Genomic DNA, 17,550 nt, shown 5'->3' on the forward strand with positions numbered 1-17,550 from the left:
CACGCATGCACGAGGCGAGGGCAGGGACCGGATGGGGCCGGGGTCGGGGCTCGGCCTGTCGATCGTGCGGTCCATCGCGCCGGCCCACGGCGGTACGGTCACGGCGGTGCCGGGCCCCGGAGGCGGGCTCGCCGTGACCGTACGCCTGCCGGCGTCTCAGGAACGCGTGGCCACCCACGCGGGGAGCGCGGCCAGCAGCTCGCGGTAGAACGTGGCGTCCGGGACCTCGCGGGGCGCGGGGCCCGCGTGGAAGAAGCCGGTGTTCGGGGCGTCCAGCTTCCGCAGGAAGTCGAAGCCCTTGGCGTCCGTCTCGCCGAACGCGACGAACTGGAAGAACAGCGGCAGCCGGGCCGCCGCGTCGATCGCCTGGCGGGCGGCCTGCCGGACGTCCGGGGGCCCGTCCGCCTGGAAGACCACCAGCGCGGGGCCGGTCGCCCCGGACCTCTCGTAGTGCGCGACGACCTCCTCGACCGCGCGGTGGTAGTTCGTCCGGCCGAGCCGGCCGAGGCCCGCGTTGAGGGCGTCGATCCGGCCCTCGTGGCCGTCCAGCTCCACCGTGCCGGTGCCGTCGATGTCGGTCGAGAAGAACACGACCCGCACGGTGGCGCTCTCGTCCAGGTGCGCGGCGAGGGCGAGCGTGCGGTCGCCCAGGTGCTGGGCGCTGCCGTCCTTGTAGAACGGGCGCATGGAGCCGGAGCGGTCCAGGACCAGGTAGACCGTGGCGCGCAGCCCGGTCAGCCCGTGCGCCTTCAGCCCGGCCTGCGCCGCCTTGTACGCCCCCACCAGCTCGGGCGCCCGCGCCCTGACCTTGGCGAGGGTGAGGGCGGGCTTGCCGGCGGCGGGGGCGGCCGGGGCCGCCTCGGGCTCCGGGTCCATGTCGATGATGATCGGCGCGGGGGCGGCGGCCTCCGGCTCGGGTGCCACGACGGGGGCCGGTTCGGCCACCGGCTCGGCGGACGCCTTCGGCTCGGGGGCCGCGACCGGCTCCGGCTCGGCGACCGGCTCCGGCGCCGGGGTCTCGCTCGCGATGACCGGCTCCGGCTCGGGGGTCTCCGTGGCCACGACGGGCTCGGGGGCCGCGATGGGCTCGACGACCGTCTTCGGCTCTGCCACGGGGGCCTCGGCCTCGACGACGGGCTTCGGCGCCTCGGCCTCCGGCTCCGCCACGGGGGCGGCGGTCTCCGCGACCGGCTCCGGCTCGGCGACGGGCTCGGGGGCCTCGGTCTCCGCGACCGGCTCAGGGGCCTCCGGCTCGGCGGCCGCCTCCGGCGCCTCGGCTTCGGGGGCCTCCGGCGCCTCCGCGTCCGGGCCCTTGCCCTGGGCCGGGACCGTGGGTGTGGCCGGGTGGTCGAAGGCCGCGGCCACCAGGTCGGACGCCTTGGCGTCGTCGTCGGACGACGCGGGGGCGGGCACCGAGATCGTGACGGGTGCCTCGTCCGGCTCCGAGGCCGTGGCGCTCGCGCGCTCGCCCTGGGGCGGGACCGTGGCCGTCGTCGGGTCGTCCTGGTCCGTGCGGTCACGGCCGAACACCTTGCGCAGCAAGCTCCGAATGCCCATGGGCGAGCCTTTCGCGTGAGTGGGGTGCGATGAATGTCCGTACTGCGGGAATTGATCCCTGGCCAGGGCGGATACGTAAGGTTAGCGGCCGGATAAGGCCGTTCGACGGCACGGCCCGCATGTGGGACAACCGAGAGCGAACCGAGCCCGGACCGAGTCCTGGGGCCCTGTACGGGCGTTCACCGCGTCCCCATGTCACCTGCACCGCGTAGGCGTCGAGTTGACGCGGGAACATGCCGCCCCGGCGCACCGCTTACAGTCGACGCATGGTTTCGGGTGAGGCTCCGCAGACGGAGGGCAGCGTCCGGGTCGATGTCTGGATCTGGTCGGTCCGGCTCACGAAGACCCGGGCGCAGGCCGCTGCCGCCTGCCGTGCGGGTCATGTGAAGGTCGCGGGCGAACGCGCCAAGCCCGCGCAGCCGGTGCGCGCCGGTGACGAGGTGCGGCTCCGGCACGCGGGGCGGGACCGCGTCGTCGTCGTGTCGAAGCTGGTGAAGAAGCGGGTGGGCCCGCCCGTGGCCGCCGAGTGCTTCATCGACAACAGCCCGCCCCCGCCGCCGCGCGAGGCCGCGATCGAGGTCCCGGTACGCGACCGGGGCGCGGGGAGACCGACGAAGCGCGACCGCCGCGAGATGGACCGGCTGCGCGGAATGGGCCCCGGCCCGACGGAGTAGCGCGGGAGCCCCCCAAGGGACCCCTGCCTCAGCGGTGACCGGACGCGTGCACCACGATCACCGTCTTGCCGCGCGCCCCGCCCGCCCGGTTGCGCGCCAGGGCCGGCGGCGCCTGTGCCAACGGGACTTCGGCGTCGACGGGCACGCGCAGGATGCCGTCCGCCGCGCCCGCCGCCAGCACGTCGAGCAGGACCGGGCTCGGGTCGAGACGGAAGTCGACGCCCCTGACGCCCTCGGGCAGCCGGGCCCCGGCGGCGGCGCCCCGGGTGGAGAGTGCGATGCCGCCCGGCCGGACCGCCGCCGCGTACGCCGCGAACGCGTCCGGGTCCGCCGACGCCAGGTCGGCCAGCGCGTCGATACCGTCCGGGCAGGCCCTCCGCAGCGCGTCGGCAGGCGGTCCGTCCGTCAGGTCCACCGAGGCCGCCGCGCCCAACGACCCCATCCTGGACCGCTCGTCACCGCGCACCGCCGCGATCACGCGGACGTCCCGCGCCCGGGCGAGCTGGGTCAGGCAGCAGCCGACACCGCCCGCCGCCCCGACGACCAGCAGGGTCTCGTGGCCGCGCAGCGCGACCTCCTCCAGGATCTGGGCGGCGGCCATCCCGGTGGACGGGAGCGCGGCGGCGGCCCGGGGGGTGAGGCCGCGCGGGACGAGGGCGATGGCGGAGTCCTGTTCCACGCACAGGTACTCCCCGTACGAACCGCACGCCTCGGCCACGGCCGCCCGCCCGAACACCGGGTCGCCCACCCGGAAGCGGTTCTCGCCGCCGCCGATCATGTCGACGCGGCCCGCGTAGTCCAGGCCGACGACGAACGGGAAGGCCCGGGGCGCCGGGGCGAGTCCACCGGCGGAGCCGTCCGTGACCTGCCAGTCCAGCGGGTTGAGCGAGGCGTATTCGACGCGCACCCGGACCTCGCCGGGCCGGGGCTCCGGCTTGGGCAGCTCGACCAGCACCGGGTCGGCCCGCAGCGCGCTGACGGCGATGGCTCGCATCCGTACACCTCCCAGTCGGGCCGCTCCGTCGGGAGCGGCCGCGTCATTCCGCCGGGGCCGGCAGCACCCGCTGGGCCCAGATCCGGGCCGCCACCGCGCACACCGCGACGGCCAGGCCCAGGCCGAAGACGATCCACACCGTGGTGCGCAGCGAGGAGGTCAGCGCGTCGTAGACGGCCGCGGCGGCGCCGGTGTCGCTGTCCGGGACCTCGTCGAGGACCCGGTCGCGGGCCAGCGCCAGCAGCCCGCGCAGCACCAGCGCGCCGAGCGCGAAGCCCGCGCCCGCCACGGCGGTGCCGGCCAGCGCGGCCATGGCCCGGGCCCGGCGGCCGGGTCCGCCGCGCGTCCGGGCGAGCACGATGGCGAGCAGCGCGAGGACGAGCGTGCCGACGGCCGGCCACACGCTCGCGTTCCGCAGCCACCGGAAGCTCTGCCGCAGCTGGTCCGCGCGGTCGGCGGAGACCAGTTGGATGTCGGTGTGCTGGACGGGGATCTGATCGGCGAACGGCACCCCGTTGTCCACCAGGTTCTGCTTCACCTGCTCCGTGACGGGCGCCAGGTCGATCGTCACGCTCTCGCCGCTCCGCCCGTCCAGCGCGGCGCTGACCGTCTCGTGCGCGGTGCGGTTGGCGGCGGTCCAGGCGTCCTGGAAGGCTTCCGTGGTGGTGAAGGACGCCACGGCCTGGTGCAGGAACTCACGCACGGTGCTCTGGAGGGGGCCGACGTCGATCTGCTTCATCGCGCCGTCGGTGATCAGGTCCGCGACGGTGCCCTGGACCGCGGGGTCGTCGGCGAGCGGGGCGACGGCGGCCACGTAACGGTCCGTGTCGTCGATCTCCAGGTCGACCCAGGCGGACAGCGCGCTCAGCGGCACCAGGACGGCCAGCAGCACCAGGAGTACCGCCGACAGGGCCACCGAGAAATACGTCCGCACCCCTCCAGGGAATCCCGGATGGCGCCGGGGCGCCCCGGGCCATGGGCCATCCGAGTTGCCGGGCGGCCCGACCAGGTGTGCTCTGGAGGGAAAGCGGGGGCGACGGAAGGAGCTCTCTGCCATGGCCGCACACGCTTCGGTGCCGGCACGCGGGAAGCACGCGATGCCCGCCCGGCACCGCCCGGTCCTCAGCTGGGCCATCCCGGTCACGCTGGGCGTGATCATGGGCTGCTACGCGACCGCCATCGTCCGCGGCGGCGGGGTCCTCACGGGCACCCGGCTGGCCCTCGGGCTCGTCTCGGGCGCCGTTCTCGCGGTGCTCTGCTTCGGGCTCGGCCGCATCCAGAACCGGCTGCCGCGCGAGCTGCGGGCCGCCGCGTACGGGGTGCTGACCGGCGGTTCGATCGGCTTCCTCTACAGCCTGTCCGGCGCGAGCATCCTGTCGGCGTCGGTGCTCGGCCTGATCCTCGGAGCCGGCGGACTGCTCGCCGCGTACTACTACTTCTACACGCGGGAGTGACGCCCGCACCCACCCGCACGTCAGCGATCCTTGACCTTCTCCCTGGGGGAAGGCCAAGGATCGAGTGTGCCGGGGCGGGGAGTCCGCCCGGTATGAGGAGGCGTGCGGTGACGGAGTACGGGCAGGGGCGGGGCCCCGGCGCGGAGCTGGTGACGATCGGGGCGTTCGCCCGGCTGTCCCGGCTCTCCGCGAAGGCGCTGCGCCGCTACGACGAGCTCGGTCTGCTCCCACCCGCCCTGGTCGACCCGGTGAACGGCTACCGGTATTACGACCCGGCGCAGGTGCGGGCGGCCCGGCTGGTGGCCTGGCTGCGCCGGATCGGGATGCCGCTCGCCCGGATCAGGGAGGTGATCGCGCTGGACTCCGGCGCGGCCGCCGCGGCGATCCGGGTGTACTGGGCGCGCGTCGAGGCGGAGACGGCGGCCCGCCGTGACCTCGCGGCCTTCCTCATCGACCAGCTGTCGACGGAGGACGTCATGACATCGGTGGGCACACTCGGAATCCGCTACGCGGCCCGCACCGACACGGGTGCGGTGCGCGAGACCAACCAGGACGCGGTCTACGCCGGGGCCCGGCTGCTCGCGGTCGCCGACGGGTTCGGCGCGGGCGGGGCGGGGGCCAGCACGGCGGCGATCGAGGCACTGAAGCCGCTCGCGCCGGGCGCGGTGCCGGCGGCGGAGCTGCTGAACATCCTGCACGACGCGGCGGAGCGGGCTGCGCTGGCGGTGCGGGACGCGGTGGCGCGGAGCGCGGCGCCGGAGGAGTCCGGCACGACGCTGACGGCGATGGTGTGGACGGGCTCGCGGCTGGGCCTGGTGCACATCGGGGACTCGCGGGCCTATCTGCTGCGCGGGGGCGAGCTGTTCCGGATCACGCACGACCACAGCCTGGTCCAGTCGATGATCGACGACGGTTCGCTGACGGAGGAGGAGGCGTTCTCGCACCCGCAGCGGGCGATGCTCCTCAAGGTGCTGTCCGGGGACGGCCCGTACGGCTCCGGGCCCGATGTGGACGTCCGGGACGCGCTGCCCGGCGACCGCTATCTGCTGTGCTCGGACGGGCTTTCGGCGGTCGTGGACGGCGGGGAGCTGGCGCGGGTGCTGGCCGGGTCGGACGGGCCGTCCACCGCCGTGGGCGCGCTGATCGAGCTCGCGGAGGCGGCCGGCGCGCCGGACAACGTGGCGTGTGCGGTGGCGGACGTCGTGGAGCTGTGAGTACGCGGGAGGGCCCCGCACCACGCGTGGTGCGGGGCCCTCCCTTGCGTACCGGATCAGTTCCGGATCAGTTGCGGACGACGGTCACCGGGCAGGCGGCGTGCTGGGTGACGTGCAGGCTGACCGAGCCGAGCAGGGTCGCCTTGAAGCCGCTGTAGCCGCGCGCGCCCACGACCAGCAGGTCGGCGCCCTCGGCCCGGTCCAGCAGGGCCTGTGCCGGGTTGCCGATCACGACGACCTTGCTGACGGCGGCGGCGCCCTGGGCGCCCAGCGCCTCCTCCAGGGTCTCGGTGAGGGACACCGTGGCCATGGCCTGGGGGTCGAAGTCCTCCGGGAGGCCCGGCATCATCGACGCCCAGCTGGTAGCGGGGTACTCCCAGCTGTTGACGGCCTCCACCGTGTCACCGGTCAGCTCCGCCTGGCGTACGGCCCAGTGCAGTGCCTTGACCGACGACTCGGAGCCGTCGACGCCCACCACGATCCTGCCCATCTCTGCCTCCAGCTCGGTTCTGCGGTTGTGCTCGGATCACGTGTTTCCCGTACGACTCTAGTCAAAAGGGGCGAAACGGCGATCTCCGTGGGGCCGGTCAGGCCGTGCGCAGGGCCGCGAGCCGCTGCTCGAAGGGGACCACCTCGTCGTCGAGCCCGGGGGTCCTGGACGCGCCGGAGACCGCGCGGCCGCCGGTGACGGCGTCGGCCAGCTCGCCGCCCGCGAGCGCGTCCTCCAGGGCGGGCGGCGGGAAGCCGGACACCAGGTGGCTCGCGATGTCCCCGGCCAGGTCGCGGAGCTCGATGATCCGGACGTCGACCGGGCGGTCCGGCCGGCGGCCAGCCGCTCCCGGGTGGCGGCGGCCGGCCGGTTGGTCAGCAGCCGGGTCGAGGACGGGTTGCTGAGGCCGGCCGATACGGCGACGATCCTCACGGGTGCGGTGGCGAACACGGTCAGCTCTCCTTCGTGGCGGCGTGGGCGGGGTGCAGCGGAGCGGTCTCGGGGACGCCGGCCGGGCGCAGGGCGGCGAACTCCTTGCGCAGCACGGGGACGACCTCCTCGCCGAGGATGTCCAGCTGCTCAAGCACGGTCTTCAGGGGCAGTCCGGCGTGGTCCATCAGGAACAGCTGGCGCTGGTAGTCGCCGACCGCGTCGCGGAAGGTCAGCGTCCGCTCGACGACCTCCTGGGGTGAGCCCACGGTCAGCGGCGTCTGCTGGGTGAAGTCCTCCATCGAGGACCCGTGGCCGTAGACCGGCGCGTTGTCGAAGTACGGGCGGAACTCGCGTACCGCGTCCTGCGAGTTCTTCCGCATGAACACCTGGCCGCCGAGGCCGACGATCGCCTGCTCGGCGATCTCCGGCAATGGGGTCTCTCCTGCTCTTCAGGAGCTTGGGGAAGGATGGAGCCGTGCCAGACGAACGGCGGCACACCGTCCAGGGGGCGCGGGGTCGCGGTGAACGACTGGAGCGGGCTGCGGAACGTGCCCTCCCAGTCCACGACGTCCTCACGCCACAGCTTGTGCAGCAGGGCGTAGTTCTCGATGGCGAGCGGGATGCCCTGGCGGATGTCCTTGCCGAATCACGGGTACACCGGGCCAGTGTTGCCGCGCCCCATCATCAGGTCCACGCGGCCGTCCGCGAGGTGCTGGAGAGTCGCGTAGTCCTCGGCGATCTTCACCGGGTCGTTGGTCGTGATCAGCGTGGTCGAGGTCGACAGGACGATGTTCTTCGTCTGCGCCGCGATGTAGCCGAGCGTGGTGGTCGGCGACGAGGGGACGAACGGCGGGTTGTGGTGCTCGCCGGTCGCGAAGACGTCGAGCCCGACCTCCTCGGCCTTCCGCGCGATGGCGACGGTGGTGACGTCCCCGACGGTGAAGATCCCGAACTGCACGGCGCCCGCCTCCTGCTCGCTATTTGTTGAACATTGAACTATCCGATCGCCTCGTACGACGGGGGAGGGGCCGTCGTATTCCTTCCCGGCGGAAACGGGGACCAGGACCGATGGCCGATGCGCGTAGGCACGCCCGGCTCATACGCTGCGGCGACGCGGCCGCGTGCCGCCCGACGAAGGGACACCCGTGTCATTCACCGCCGAGACGCATGTCCGCCTCGCCCGCCCCTCCCGCGATCTCGCCGCCGCCGAGCGGTTCTGGGTGGAGGGCCTGGGGCTGACGGTCCTCTTCCACGCGGACGCGGGGCGGGAGCCGGGGACGCATGACCTTCTTATGGTGGGGCATTCCGGCGGCCCCTGGCATCTGGAGCTCACGCGGGGGCCGGTCGCCCCCCGGCCCACCGAGGAGGACCTGCTCGTCCTGTACCTGGACGGGCCGGTCCCGGACGACCTGGTGGACCGGCTGCTCGCCTGCGGCGGTACGAGGGTCAGCTCGCCCAACCCGTACTGGAACGAGTGGGGGGTCACGGTGGAGGATCCGGACGGATACCGCCTGGTCCTGTGCCGCCGGGGCTGGCACCCCGGCATCCCCAGCCCGTCCGGCGTTTGAGGACGGAACCCCGCGCCCCGGTCCGGGCCACCCCTCAGCGTCGCGTGAGTGCCCGGCGCCCCAGCAGCTCCGCGAGGCCCCTCCGCGTCGCCGCGATGATCACGCGGTCCGTCGGGCGGAGTACGTAGCCGGGGTGGAGGTTCCAGACGAGGGCGCCCTCGGGGGCGCCGTTCGGGGCCACGTCCAGGGCCAGGACGCGCCAGGCGCCCTCGCGGAATGCCTGGTCCACCGTGCGGCCCTCCAGCTGGGGGTGGCCGCCGACCTCCACCGCCGCGAACAGGAGCACCTTGCGTTCGACCGGGATCGCGCCCAGGATCTGCCGGCCCATCATGGCGACCGCGAAGGACGGGCCCGCCAGATGGGAGACCGAGCGGGAGCGGGTGATCGCCTGCGGGTGCGCCGTGCGCAGCGTGCGGTAGACCGCCGTGGCGAACTCGTCGTCGAACAGCCGCACCGTCACCCGCAGACTCGGCTTCAGCGAGCGCGCGTACAGCGCCGCCTCCAGGTTCGTCGTGTCGATGCTGGTCAGCGCGAGGAGCCCGCGGGAGCGGCCGATCTTGGCCGCTTCGAGGACCCCCTCGTCCGTGACGTCACCGAGCACCACCGGCACGTGCAGCCGCCGGGCGAGGGGGATGCCCCGCGCGTCCGGGTCCTCCTCCACGCAGACCACCGGGATGCCCAGCTCCCGCAGGTGCACCAGGACCCGGGTACCGATCTTGCCGAGCCCGAGCAGCACCACGTGCCCGGACAGCCCGCGCGGCGGCCGCCGTAGCGAGGACGCGCTCCGCAGCGAGCCGAACGCCTCCAGGACCCCCGCCACCAGCAGCGGCAGGAGCATCAGGCCCGCGATGCCGGAGAGGATCTGGATCACCTGGCGGGCGGTGGGCTCACCGATCGCCGGGTCGCCCATCGCGAACAGGTCGAGCAGGGTGAGGTAGCCCGCGTGCAGCGGATGGTCGCCCGTGGTGAACGAGGACGCCACCGCCAGCCCGAGCACCGCGAGCCCGACGCCCAGCGCCGACCACCGCAGCCGCCGCGAGAAGAACTGGCTCAGCGGCGCGCTCCGCCCGCTCATCCGGACCTTCGGGGCGGCCGGACCGGACTGCGTGACGGCCTCCAGGACGACCGTGCCGCGCCCGGTCGCGGCGGCGATCTCCGCAGGCCCGGGCAGCAGTTGCGGCCCCTCCGCGCCGCTGCTGTCGGAGCCCTCCGCGCCCGCCGGGTCGTGGGTGGTGGAGGAGAGCAGCGCCAGGGTGCACAGGCCCGGGTTCGCGACCTGGCCGCCCGGCGGCGGGGTGCGCTCGGCGGCCCGCAGGAACAGGCCCTCGGCCCGGATCACCCGCGTCGACCCGGCGAGCGCGGTGGCCGCCAGGGCCGGCGCGGCGGTGTCCGCGTCGGACAGCACCGTGGTGGAGGCGTCGATCGCGGCCGGGTCGAGCCCGGGGGACGCGACGGCCGCCGCCTGGTCGAGCAGGGTCTCCAGATGCTGGCCCAGCTTCCGGTTGTAGAGCCGGATCACCAGCCGCACACGGGGGTTGAGCCGGCGCGCGGTCAGCGCGGCCCGGATGTTGCGCTCGTCGTCGTCGTAGACGAGGGCGACCGCCGACGCCCGGGCGATGCCCGCCTCCGCCAGCGACTCGTCGGACGGCTCGGCCGCCTGGAGGATGCGCACCGCCTCGACGCCGGCGTTGGTGTCCCCGTCCGAACCGTGCGGCAGCCCGCCGCCGTTGCGGTTCATCGCGGACGCCATCCGCCCGAACAGCGCGGCGGCCCGCCCGCGCCCGCTCAGCGGCTCGTCCGGCCTGACCGCACCCGGCTCCGGCGATACGACGAGGGTGACCCGTTCCCCGTACACGTAACGCAGCTCCACGGCGAGCCGCTGGGCGAGCGCGTCGTCCCCGCAGACGACCATGTGGCCGGAGAACGGGGAGGGTTGGGGTTGCTGGGGGAATGAGGACACGTGTCCCAGCATGCCTTGCTCCGTTCCGTTGATCGAGGACGGTCAGCGGTCTTCGGGGTGTCTCGCCGGCAGCCTGCGGGGGTCGGCGGCGCGCCCGATCGCCGTCTCGACGGCCGCGATCCGGTCCGCGAGCAGCCCGAGCGCGGCCACCGCGCGGGTCATCGGATCGCCCTCGGGCCCGCCGAGCGCCTGCGTGCGGACGTACGAGGAGCGGAGCGCCGCCCACCGTTCGGCCTGCGGGTCCGTGAGCGTGCCCCGCAGCGCGGCGAGCTTCAGGAGTGCGGCCTCGGCGCCGCTGGTGAGGGTCTGCGCCTCGCCCGCGTAGTGGTCGTCCACGACGGCGGACAGCTCGGCGTCGTTCATCACGGGTGCGATCCGCTCCGCGATCCGGTTCATGTTGCGGTACGAGCCCTGGAGCCGGAACGGCGGTTCGGTGCGGGTGGCGTCGGTCTGCGCGGCGGACGCGATGTACGCGGCGTTGACCGCGAGCACCGTGTCCCGGGCCCGCAGCAGATGCCGCAGTACGGCGGTGATCCGGTCCACCTCGGCGGGCGCGTAGGGGTGTTCGAGCTGTTCCGGGCGCGCCGTGGGGTCCTCGGCGGCGAGCCGCAGCAGCAGCGCCAGATCGTCGCGGGAGCGGCCGGCGAGCGGGGCGAGGACCGGGTTGGCGGTCAGCGCGTTCTCCACGAAGCTCAGCGCGAAGGTGTCCTCGCGGCCGGACAGCACCTCGCCCAGATTCCACACGTCCGCCCGGTTGGCGAGCATGTCGGGCACCTGGAAGCGCGCCCCGGACTCGGTGTACGGGTTGCCCGCCATGCACACCGCGAACCGCTTGCCCCGCAGGTCGTACGTGCGCGGCTCACCGTCCCGTACGCCCTCGACGCGGCGCGTGGCGTCGCAGAGCGGGATGAACTTCTGGAGGAGTTCCGGCGAGGTGTGCTGGATGTCGTCCAGGTAGAGCAGCGTGTTGTTGCCCGCCTCCAGGGCGAAGTTGATCTTCTCGATCTCCTGGCGCGCCGTGGCGCTGCCGGCCTGCGCGGGGTCGAGCGAGGTCACGTCGTGGCCCAGGTTCGGGCCGCTGATCTTGACGAGGACGAGCCCGAGTCGGTCGGCGACGTACTCCATGAGCGTCGTCTTGCCGTAGCCGGGCGGCGATACGAGCAGCAGCAGGCCCTGCGAGTCGGTGCGGCGGTCGGCGTCGGCGGTGGAGAGCTGCTTGGCGAGGCTGTCCCCGATCAGCGGCAGGTAGACCTCGTCCAGCAGCTGGTTGCGCACGAACGCCGACATCACGCGCGGGCGGTGGTCGTCGAGCCGCAGCCGGGTCCGCTCGGCGGCGACCAGGGCGGTGCGGCGGCGCTGGTAGGCGCGGAATCCGGGGACGGCATCGCTGCGGAACTCCTCGGTCCGGGCCAGGAGTTCATCGATGCAGACGGTCAGCCGGCCCCGCTCGATGCGCGGGTGGACGCCGAGGAGACCGTCGACGGTCTCGGTGAGCGGCGCGTCCGCCTCGTAGCGGCCGGGCAGCCCCTCGGGGCACAGCTCCACGGCGACGGCCTCCGCGAGGTCGCCCGGGTCCAGGGCCGTGCCGCTCGCCCCGGCGTACGAGGTGAGCCAGCCCTCCACGAGCTGGCGCCGGGCGGGCAGGTCGTCCGCGAGGGCCGTGAGGTCGTCGTCGTACGCCGACGTGCCGGTGGCGTGGCGGAACTTGTCCAGGAACGCCCGGACGGAGGCGCCCGTCGCGAAGCCCTCGGGCCCGCCGGTCAGCTCCTCGAAGAGGTAGGCGGCGACGGCCCGGGGGCTCTCGCCGCCGATCACCGACGCCCACTCCTCCTGGAGCGCGCCGACCGCCGGGGCGAGCCCGAAGGTCTCCCTGGCGCGGGCCAGCGAGCGGGCGCGGCGCGTCCAGGAGGTGCGGCTGGCCTCGTCCGTCCCATGGGCCCAGAACAACTGGGCGGCGGCCCGGACGGCGGCCGGGAAGCGCAGCAGCCCGGCACCCGCGCGCAGCCGCAGCAGCGCGGCCAGGATCGCGGTCGCGTCCTCGTCGTGGACCCCGCGCTGATAGCCCTCGTCGTACGCGGCGGCGGCTGAATCCCGGACGAGTGCGGCGAGTTCGCCGTCGTCCAGGGAGGCGAGCCGGTCCGCGCCGTGCTCTTCGAGGAGGCGGGCCGCCAGGTGCTCGCCCCGGTAGACCGCCGGGGACTCGGACGGGAGTGTCTGGTCCCAGTACGGGCGGGTCGCGGCGAACTCCGGGTCGGTCACCGGCATCCGGTAGTCGGTCCCGGTGACGGCGAACGCGAGTGTGCCGTCCTGCGGCACGAGGGTCAGCTCGAACGGCTGGGTGTTCACCGCGAACCGGTGCCGGCCGAGGCGGATCACGGAACCGCCGTCCGCGTACAGCTCGTCCCGGTCGCGCAGGGCCCGGCCCGCCTCCTGGCGGGCGGCGAGCAGCTGCCCGTCCAGCTCCTCCGCGCGCACGGTGTCCCCGAGCGCCCGCAGCTCCTCGGCGGTCCGGCGGACCTTGGCGACCATCGGGTCGGAGGCGAAGTAGGTGTGGACGGCGTCCGCGTCGGGGAGGGCGGTGCTGCGCCGGGCGACCGTCTCCAGGACCCGCGCCGCGGAGTCCGCGAGGCGTTCGGTGCGGCGGGCCAGCCCGTCCTGGAGGCCCTGCTTGCGCGCCGAGAACGCCTCGTACACCTCCGTCCGGCGCTCGCCGAGCTCTGCCAGGAAGTCGTCGTACTCCGCGAACCGCGCCTCCAGGTTCTCCAGCTGGAGCAGCAGCCTGGCCAGCTGCTCGTCGCAGGACTCCGGTGTTTCGGCGGCGGCCAGCGCGGCCGTGACGGCCTGCCCGAGCAGCGCGGACTCGGCGGCGAACTCGGCCCGGCCCTCGTGGTCCGCCAGAGCGCGGCGGCGGGCGTCGAGGGTGGCGCGGGCCCGGTTGACGGCGCCCAGCACCTCCGCGATGCGTTCCAGGATCGACGTACGGACCACCCCGTCGCCGACGTCGAGACCGGCGACGACGTCCGTGACGGTGCTCAGTCCGTCCGTCATGGCGGCCAGCCGGTCCCCGAGCGCGGCGGCGTCGGTGACCGTGGCGAGCTCGGCGGCCTCCTCGGTGAGGCGGGCGATGTCCTCGTGGTACCCGGCGAACGCGTCGTCCCTGGCCAGGAAGGCGACCGCGCGGCGGGCGGCCGCCTCGATGTCCTCGGCGGTGGTGGCGGTCAGCTCCGCGACGCGCTCGGTGTCCGCGTACCGCATCTCGGCGAGGGTCGCCAAGTGGCCGTGCGCGCCGCGCAGCTCGGTGAGGCGGTCGACCCACTCGGCGGCGGTGTGCGGGGCCTCGCCGCGGACCCGGCGGACCAGGGCGGTGATGCGGTCGGCGGTCTCGGTGAGCGCGTCGGCGGCCTGCCGGGTGAGGGCCTGGACCGCCTCGAACTCCGCGACGACCTGGCGCGCGGTCTCCCGCAGCTCGCCCAGGGGCTCGGCGAGTCCGCCGAATCCGGCGTCGGCCAGCCAGTGGTAGCGGTCGCCCGCCCGTACGCAGTCGGCGATCAGCCGGTCGTACACGGCGGCCGTCGGCGTCGTCTCGGACGCGGCGTGCGCGAGGGCCAGGCAGTCGGAGATCCCGCGCACGAGGTCGGCGTTGCCGACCCGGGCCAACGGGCCTTCGCCCGCCGGGCGGGACGCGGCGTACGTGTCGGAGACGTACGGCGTCTGCCAGCGCTGCAAGGGGTGGACACGTGCGGCGCCGCCCTCGCCGCCCTCCACCGGGTCGCGCAGCACGACGAGCGTGCCGTCGTCCAGCAGCGCGTGGCCCCGGCCCTGGAGCGGGGTCGCCACCTCCTGGCGGATCACGTTGTACGGAAGCAGCAGGCTGCGGCCGTCCTGCCGGGACCGGAAGACGTGCAGCACGTCCTCACCGTTCGGGGAGCGGACGGCCTCCTCGAAGACCGGGTCGGCGAGCGGCTGCGCGATGTCGAAGGTCCGGGCCTCGCCGGTGGTCAGGTAGAAGCCGCCGGGGAAGATGATTCCCTGGTCCTCCGGGAGCCGTTGGCAGGCCGGGCCGATGCCGTCGAGGCGGGTGACGGTGCCCAGCAGCGCGTTGAAGACGAGGTACCGCCGCGCCTCCTCCTTGTACGGGCGGACCCGCAGCAGCACGAGCGGGCCCAGCTGCGCGTACGCGACCTCGGCGTCCGCGAGCGCCTGGAGGGGTTCGGTGACCGGCTCCTCGTAGATCCCCTCCGGGGTCTCCGTGTCGTTGACGGTCTTCACGGTGAGCGTGCCGCCCAGCGTGTCCACGTACAGCCCGGCCTCGCAGCCGATGGCGATGTGCGGGTGGCGGCCCGCGACGTGGGCCTCGCGGCCGGCGGTCGTCCAGGTGAAGTCGTGCGACGGCGGGAAGACGTGGTCGCGCTCGCCGCGCGCGTCGAGGAACGCGCCGGGGGAGCCGTCGGGGTTGAGCGCCCAGCGCAGGACCCGGATGTCCTTCGCGGTGTCGCCGGTACGGAAGACCGCCAGCAGGCGGCCCTCGGTCCGGCGCAGCCGCAGCAGGCGGGCGGCGCGGAAGTAGCGGTGCAGGCCGTCGAATTCACGGACGAAGGAGGCGTCGGTGAGCGGGGTGCCGGTGCCGGGGGCGAGGTCGGCGGCGTACAGGGCGAGCACGTCGTCCACGGCGGGCGCGTCCTGCCGGCCCGGGCCGCGTTCGAAGCCGAACAGCAGCTCGCCGCCGAGGGCGACGAGGTCGCGGGGGGTGGAGGGGCGGTGCGTCCGGATCCGCTCGCTGCCGAGCAGGTGGAGGCCGGTGGCGCCGAATGCCTCGGTGCGGCGGGTGTTGAGGGCGGTGGCCCTGCGGGCGAGCTCGGTGGCGTGGGTACGGAGGCGGCGCCGCAGGACGTCGTAGTCGCCGGCGGCGGGGGCGGTCACGGTGTCCACGGGGTGCGGTCTCCTTGCGGTGTGGCTTGAGGTGGTGTCCTCAATTGCCGGACGGGCTTGAGGGGCCCGCCGTGCGGCTCTGTTTGATCTGCGGGCGGCCCCACCCGGCCCGTCCGGCTATGGAGGACGGACGGGGCTGGGTGGGGGCGTTCAGGCGACGGACCCCGGTCAGCCGACAGGCGTACCGTTCAGGCCCGGGGCCAAGCCGCTCACCGGGACATCCGCCAGGCCCAGCGACTTCGCGTGGTCCAGCAGCGCCCGGACCTGGTCCGCACCGACACCCGACGACGGCGCGGCCATCAGCCGCATCAGCAGCGCCGACACCGTCAGGTTCTGCACGTCGCCCGTGGAGACCGAGGACAGCACCCGTGTCAGGTCCTCCGTGAACGAGGACTCGCCGTTCAGCCACGGACCGGCCAGCGCCTTCGCCGTATCCGAGTGCGAGACGAAGCCGTCCAGGCTCTTGCCCATCGAGATGGACGAGACCAGCCGGTCGAAGAAGACCGACTCACCGCCGACGATGTCGATGTCCGCGTTCTCCAGACCCGTGGCCAGGACCGTCGCCTGCGCCTCGGCGACCTGCCGCTGGACGTCCAGACCGGCGAGCCGGATCTCCTTCTCGGCGGCCAGCCGCAGCCGGTACTCCTCGTGCCCGCGTGACGCGTCGTCCAGCGCCGCCATCGCGGCCGCCTTCTCCGTGAGGCCCGCGGCCTCCGCCTTCAGCTTCTCGCCGATCATCGCCGCGTCGGCCGACGCCTGCGCCTGCGTGCCCTCCGCGTCCGCGAGGGCCTTGAGACGGGCGCCCTCGGCCTCCGCCTTGAGCCGCGCGGACGTGGCCTCGGCCTCGGCGAGCCCCGTCTTCTCGATCACCTCCGCCTCCGCGTCCCGCACCTGGACATCCGCGAGGCCGGGCGCCGCCGACTCCGCCTGGATGCCCTCGGCCAGCCGCAGCTTGGCCTGCGCGTCGAGGTCGGCGGTCTTCAGCCGGGCCTCGGCGAGCGTCAGCTGCTCGGCGGCGCGGTGCGTGGCCGCGGCCTCCGCCGCCTCGGCCGCCTTGATGTCCTTGACCAGCCGCTCCTGCGCCTCCGCCTCGGCGGCGATGATGACCGACTTGCGGGTGCGCTCGGACTCCTCGACGGACCGCAGCGTCTTGATGGACTCCTCCTGCTCGGCGACCGTACGGTCCACCGCGATGCGCTCGCGGATGACGTCGGCGACCTCGCGGCGCTCCGCCTCGACCTCCTTCGTCGCGGCGATGCGGTTCAGCTCGGTCTCGCGCTCGCGCCCGATGACCTCCAGCATCCGGTCCTTCTCGATGCGCTCGTTCTCCACGGCGATGACCCGCTCGCGGTTCTTCTGCGCCACGGCGATCTCCCGGGCCTGGTTCTCCCGCTGGATGCCCAACTGCTCCTCGGTCCTGATGAACGCGGCCTGGGCGCCGAGGCGTTCCTCCTCCTGGACCCGGGCGGTCACCGCCTCCTCGCGGGCCCGCAGCGTCTCGACCTCGCGGCGCTGCTTGATCTCCGCCTCGGCCTGCCGGCGCTCCAGCTCCAGGATGGTCTCCCGGGCGTCGACGTCCTGCCGGGTGATCTCCTTCTGCTCGGTGCGCTGGAACTCGTTGGTGCGGACGTGCTCGATCGCGGTCAGCTCGGTGATCTTCCGGATGCCCTGGGCGTCCAGGATGTTGGCGCCGTCGAGCTGCGCCATCGGGGTCTGCTCCAGGAAGTCGATCGCCGCGTCGTCCAGGTGGTAGCCGTTCAGGTCGGTACCGATGACCCGGATGATCCGGTCCCGGAACTCCTCGCGCTTCGTGTACAGGTCCACGAAGTCCAGCTGCTTGCCGACGGTCTTCAGCGCCTCGGAGAACTTCGCCGCGAAGAACTCCTGGATGGCGGCCTTGTCGCTGGCGCGCACGGTGCCGATGGACTGGGCGACCTTCTTGACGTCCTCGACGGTCTTGTTGACCCTCACGAAGAACGTGATGTGGATGTCGGCGCGGATGTTGTCCTGGCAGATCAGGCCCTCGCGCCCGGTGCGCCGGATCTCGATGGTCTTGACCGAGATGTCCATGGACTCGGCCTTGTGCAGCACCGGCAGGACGACGGCGCCGGTGAAGGTCACGTCGACCTTCTTGGTCTTGGAGATGATCAGGGCCTTGCCCTGCTCCACCTTGCGGAAGAGCCGGGTGATGATCAGCAGCACGGCTACGGCGATGAGGAGGACCACGGCGACGAGCAGGCCGAGGCCCAAGGAGATGGCATCCATGACAGTCCTTGGC

The 17,550-nt window shown here is 73.9% G+C and carries 11 protein-coding genes and 3 pseudogenes; 5 read left to right on the plus strand and 9 right to left on the minus strand.

The window, feature by feature from the left end; translation table 11 throughout:
* Nucleotides 1-7: 7 nt before the first annotated feature.
* Nucleotides 8-208, plus strand: a pseudogene (locus OG867_RS16395) (ATP-binding protein); the annotation flags it as partial.
* Here the strand turns inward: OG867_RS16395 and OG867_RS16400 are convergent.
* Complete coding sequence (locus OG867_RS16400) at nucleotides 157-1,557, minus strand: VWA domain-containing protein (RefSeq protein WP_406286154.1); 1,401 nt, start codon at nucleotides 1,555-1,557, stop codon at nucleotides 157-159. The pseudogene OG867_RS16395 and the gene OG867_RS16400 sit on opposite strands and share 52 nt — an antisense overlap.
* A gap of 266 nt (nucleotides 1,558-1,823) precedes the next feature.
* Here OG867_RS16400 and OG867_RS16405 point away from each other — a divergent pair, with 266 nt between their 5' ends.
* Nucleotides 1,824-2,231 (plus strand): S4 domain-containing protein, encoded by a 408-nt coding sequence (locus tag OG867_RS16405; RefSeq protein ID WP_328901070.1) that lies wholly within the window; start codon nucleotides 1,824-1,826, stop codon nucleotides 2,229-2,231.
* A 28-nt stretch (nucleotides 2,232-2,259) separates the two neighbouring features.
* On the opposite strand, the gene OG867_RS16410 is transcribed toward OG867_RS16405, so the two are convergent.
* Nucleotides 2,260-3,225 (minus strand): NADP-dependent oxidoreductase, encoded by a 966-nt coding sequence (locus OG867_RS16410; protein ID WP_406286156.1) that lies wholly within the window; start codon nucleotides 3,223-3,225, stop codon nucleotides 2,260-2,262.
* A gap of 43 nt (nucleotides 3,226-3,268) precedes the next feature.
* Nucleotides 3,269-4,159: a hypothetical protein gene (locus OG867_RS16415; RefSeq protein ID WP_406286158.1), complete on the minus strand. Its 891-nt coding sequence runs from the start codon at nucleotides 4,157-4,159 to the stop codon at nucleotides 3,269-3,271.
* 121 nt (nucleotides 4,160-4,280) lie between these two features.
* Here OG867_RS16415 and OG867_RS16420 point away from each other — a divergent pair, with 121 nt between their 5' ends.
* Complete coding sequence (locus OG867_RS16420) at nucleotides 4,281-4,679, plus strand: hypothetical protein (protein ID WP_406286160.1); 399 nt, start codon at nucleotides 4,281-4,283, stop codon at nucleotides 4,677-4,679.
* 92 nt (nucleotides 4,680-4,771) lie between these two features.
* A complete protein-coding gene (locus tag OG867_RS16425) occupies nucleotides 4,772-5,893 on the plus strand; it encodes a MerR family transcriptional regulator (RefSeq protein WP_406286162.1) in 1,122 nt (373 codons plus the stop codon).
* A 67-nt stretch (nucleotides 5,894-5,960) separates the two neighbouring features.
* On the opposite strand, the gene OG867_RS16430 is transcribed toward OG867_RS16425, so the two are convergent.
* From OG867_RS16430 to OG867_RS16440, 3 genes and pseudogenes are all read right to left on the minus strand, one after another.
* Nucleotides 5,961-6,383, minus strand: a complete 423-nt coding sequence (locus OG867_RS16430) for a universal stress protein (RefSeq protein ID WP_406286165.1) — start codon at nucleotides 6,381-6,383, stop codon at nucleotides 5,961-5,963.
* 97 nt (nucleotides 6,384-6,480) lie between these two features.
* Nucleotides 6,481-6,833: pseudogene (locus OG867_RS16435) on the minus strand (hypothetical protein).
* Nucleotides 6,834-6,835: 2 nt separating this feature from the next.
* Nucleotides 6,836-7,773 (minus strand): annotated as a pseudogene (locus OG867_RS16440) (LLM class flavin-dependent oxidoreductase).
* Nucleotides 7,774-7,960: 187 nt separating this feature from the next.
* On the opposite strand from OG867_RS16440, the gene OG867_RS16445 reads away from it, so the two are divergent.
* Nucleotides 7,961-8,383: a VOC family protein gene (locus tag OG867_RS16445; RefSeq protein WP_328901064.1), complete on the plus strand. Its 423-nt coding sequence runs from the start codon at nucleotides 7,961-7,963 to the stop codon at nucleotides 8,381-8,383.
* A gap of 34 nt (nucleotides 8,384-8,417) precedes the next feature.
* Here OG867_RS16445 and OG867_RS16450 read toward each other — a convergent pair whose 3' ends face one another.
* The 3 genes from OG867_RS16450 to OG867_RS16460 all read right to left on the minus strand — a co-directional run bounded on the left by OG867_RS16450 (nucleotide 8,418) and on the right by OG867_RS16460 (nucleotide 17,537).
* Complete coding sequence (locus OG867_RS16450) at nucleotides 8,418-10,355, minus strand: NAD-binding protein (RefSeq protein ID WP_328901063.1); 1,938 nt, start codon at nucleotides 10,353-10,355, stop codon at nucleotides 8,418-8,420.
* 30 nt (nucleotides 10,356-10,385) lie between these two features.
* Nucleotides 10,386-15,272 (minus strand): DNA repair ATPase, encoded by a 4,887-nt coding sequence (locus OG867_RS16455; protein WP_406286168.1) that lies wholly within the window; start codon nucleotides 15,270-15,272, stop codon nucleotides 10,386-10,388.
* 168 nt (nucleotides 15,273-15,440) lie between these two features.
* Nucleotides 15,441-17,537: a flotillin family protein gene (locus tag OG867_RS16460; protein WP_406286170.1), complete on the minus strand. Its 2,097-nt coding sequence runs from the start codon at nucleotides 17,535-17,537 to the stop codon at nucleotides 15,441-15,443.
* Nucleotides 17,538-17,550: the final 13 nt, after the last annotated feature.

The organism is Streptomyces sp. NBC_00209, assembly GCF_045206345.1.
In the GTDB taxonomy this organism is placed as follows: Bacteria; Actinomycetota; Actinomycetes; order Streptomycetales; family Streptomycetaceae; genus Streptomyces.

Coding starts and splice junctions, on each gene's coding strand:
- OG867_RS16400 (WP_406286154.1), bottom strand. CDS start 1,557: ATGGGCATTCGGAGCTTGCTGCGCAAGGTGTTCGGCCGTGACCGCACG.
- OG867_RS16405 (WP_328901070.1), top strand. CDS start 1,824: ATGGTTTCGGGTGAGGCTCCGCAGACGGAGGGCAGCGTCCGGGTCGAT.
- OG867_RS16410 (WP_406286156.1), bottom strand. CDS start 3,225: ATGCGAGCCATCGCCGTCAGCGCGCTGCGGGCCGACCCGGTGCTGGTC.
- OG867_RS16420 (WP_406286160.1), top strand. CDS start 4,281: ATGGCCGCACACGCTTCGGTGCCGGCACGCGGGAAGCACGCGATGCCC.
- OG867_RS16425 (WP_406286162.1), top strand. CDS start 4,772: ATGAGGAGGCGTGCGGTGACGGAGTACGGGCAGGGGCGGGGCCCCGGC.
- OG867_RS16430 (WP_406286165.1), bottom strand. CDS start 6,383: ATGGGCAGGATCGTGGTGGGCGTCGACGGCTCCGAGTCGTCGGTCAAG.
- OG867_RS16450 (WP_328901063.1), bottom strand. CDS start 10,355: ATGCTGGGACACGTGTCCTCATTCCCCCAGCAACCCCAACCCTCCCCG.
- OG867_RS16460 (WP_406286170.1), bottom strand. CDS start 17,537: ATGGATGCCATCTCCTTGGGCCTCGGCCTGCTCGTCGCCGTGGTCCTC.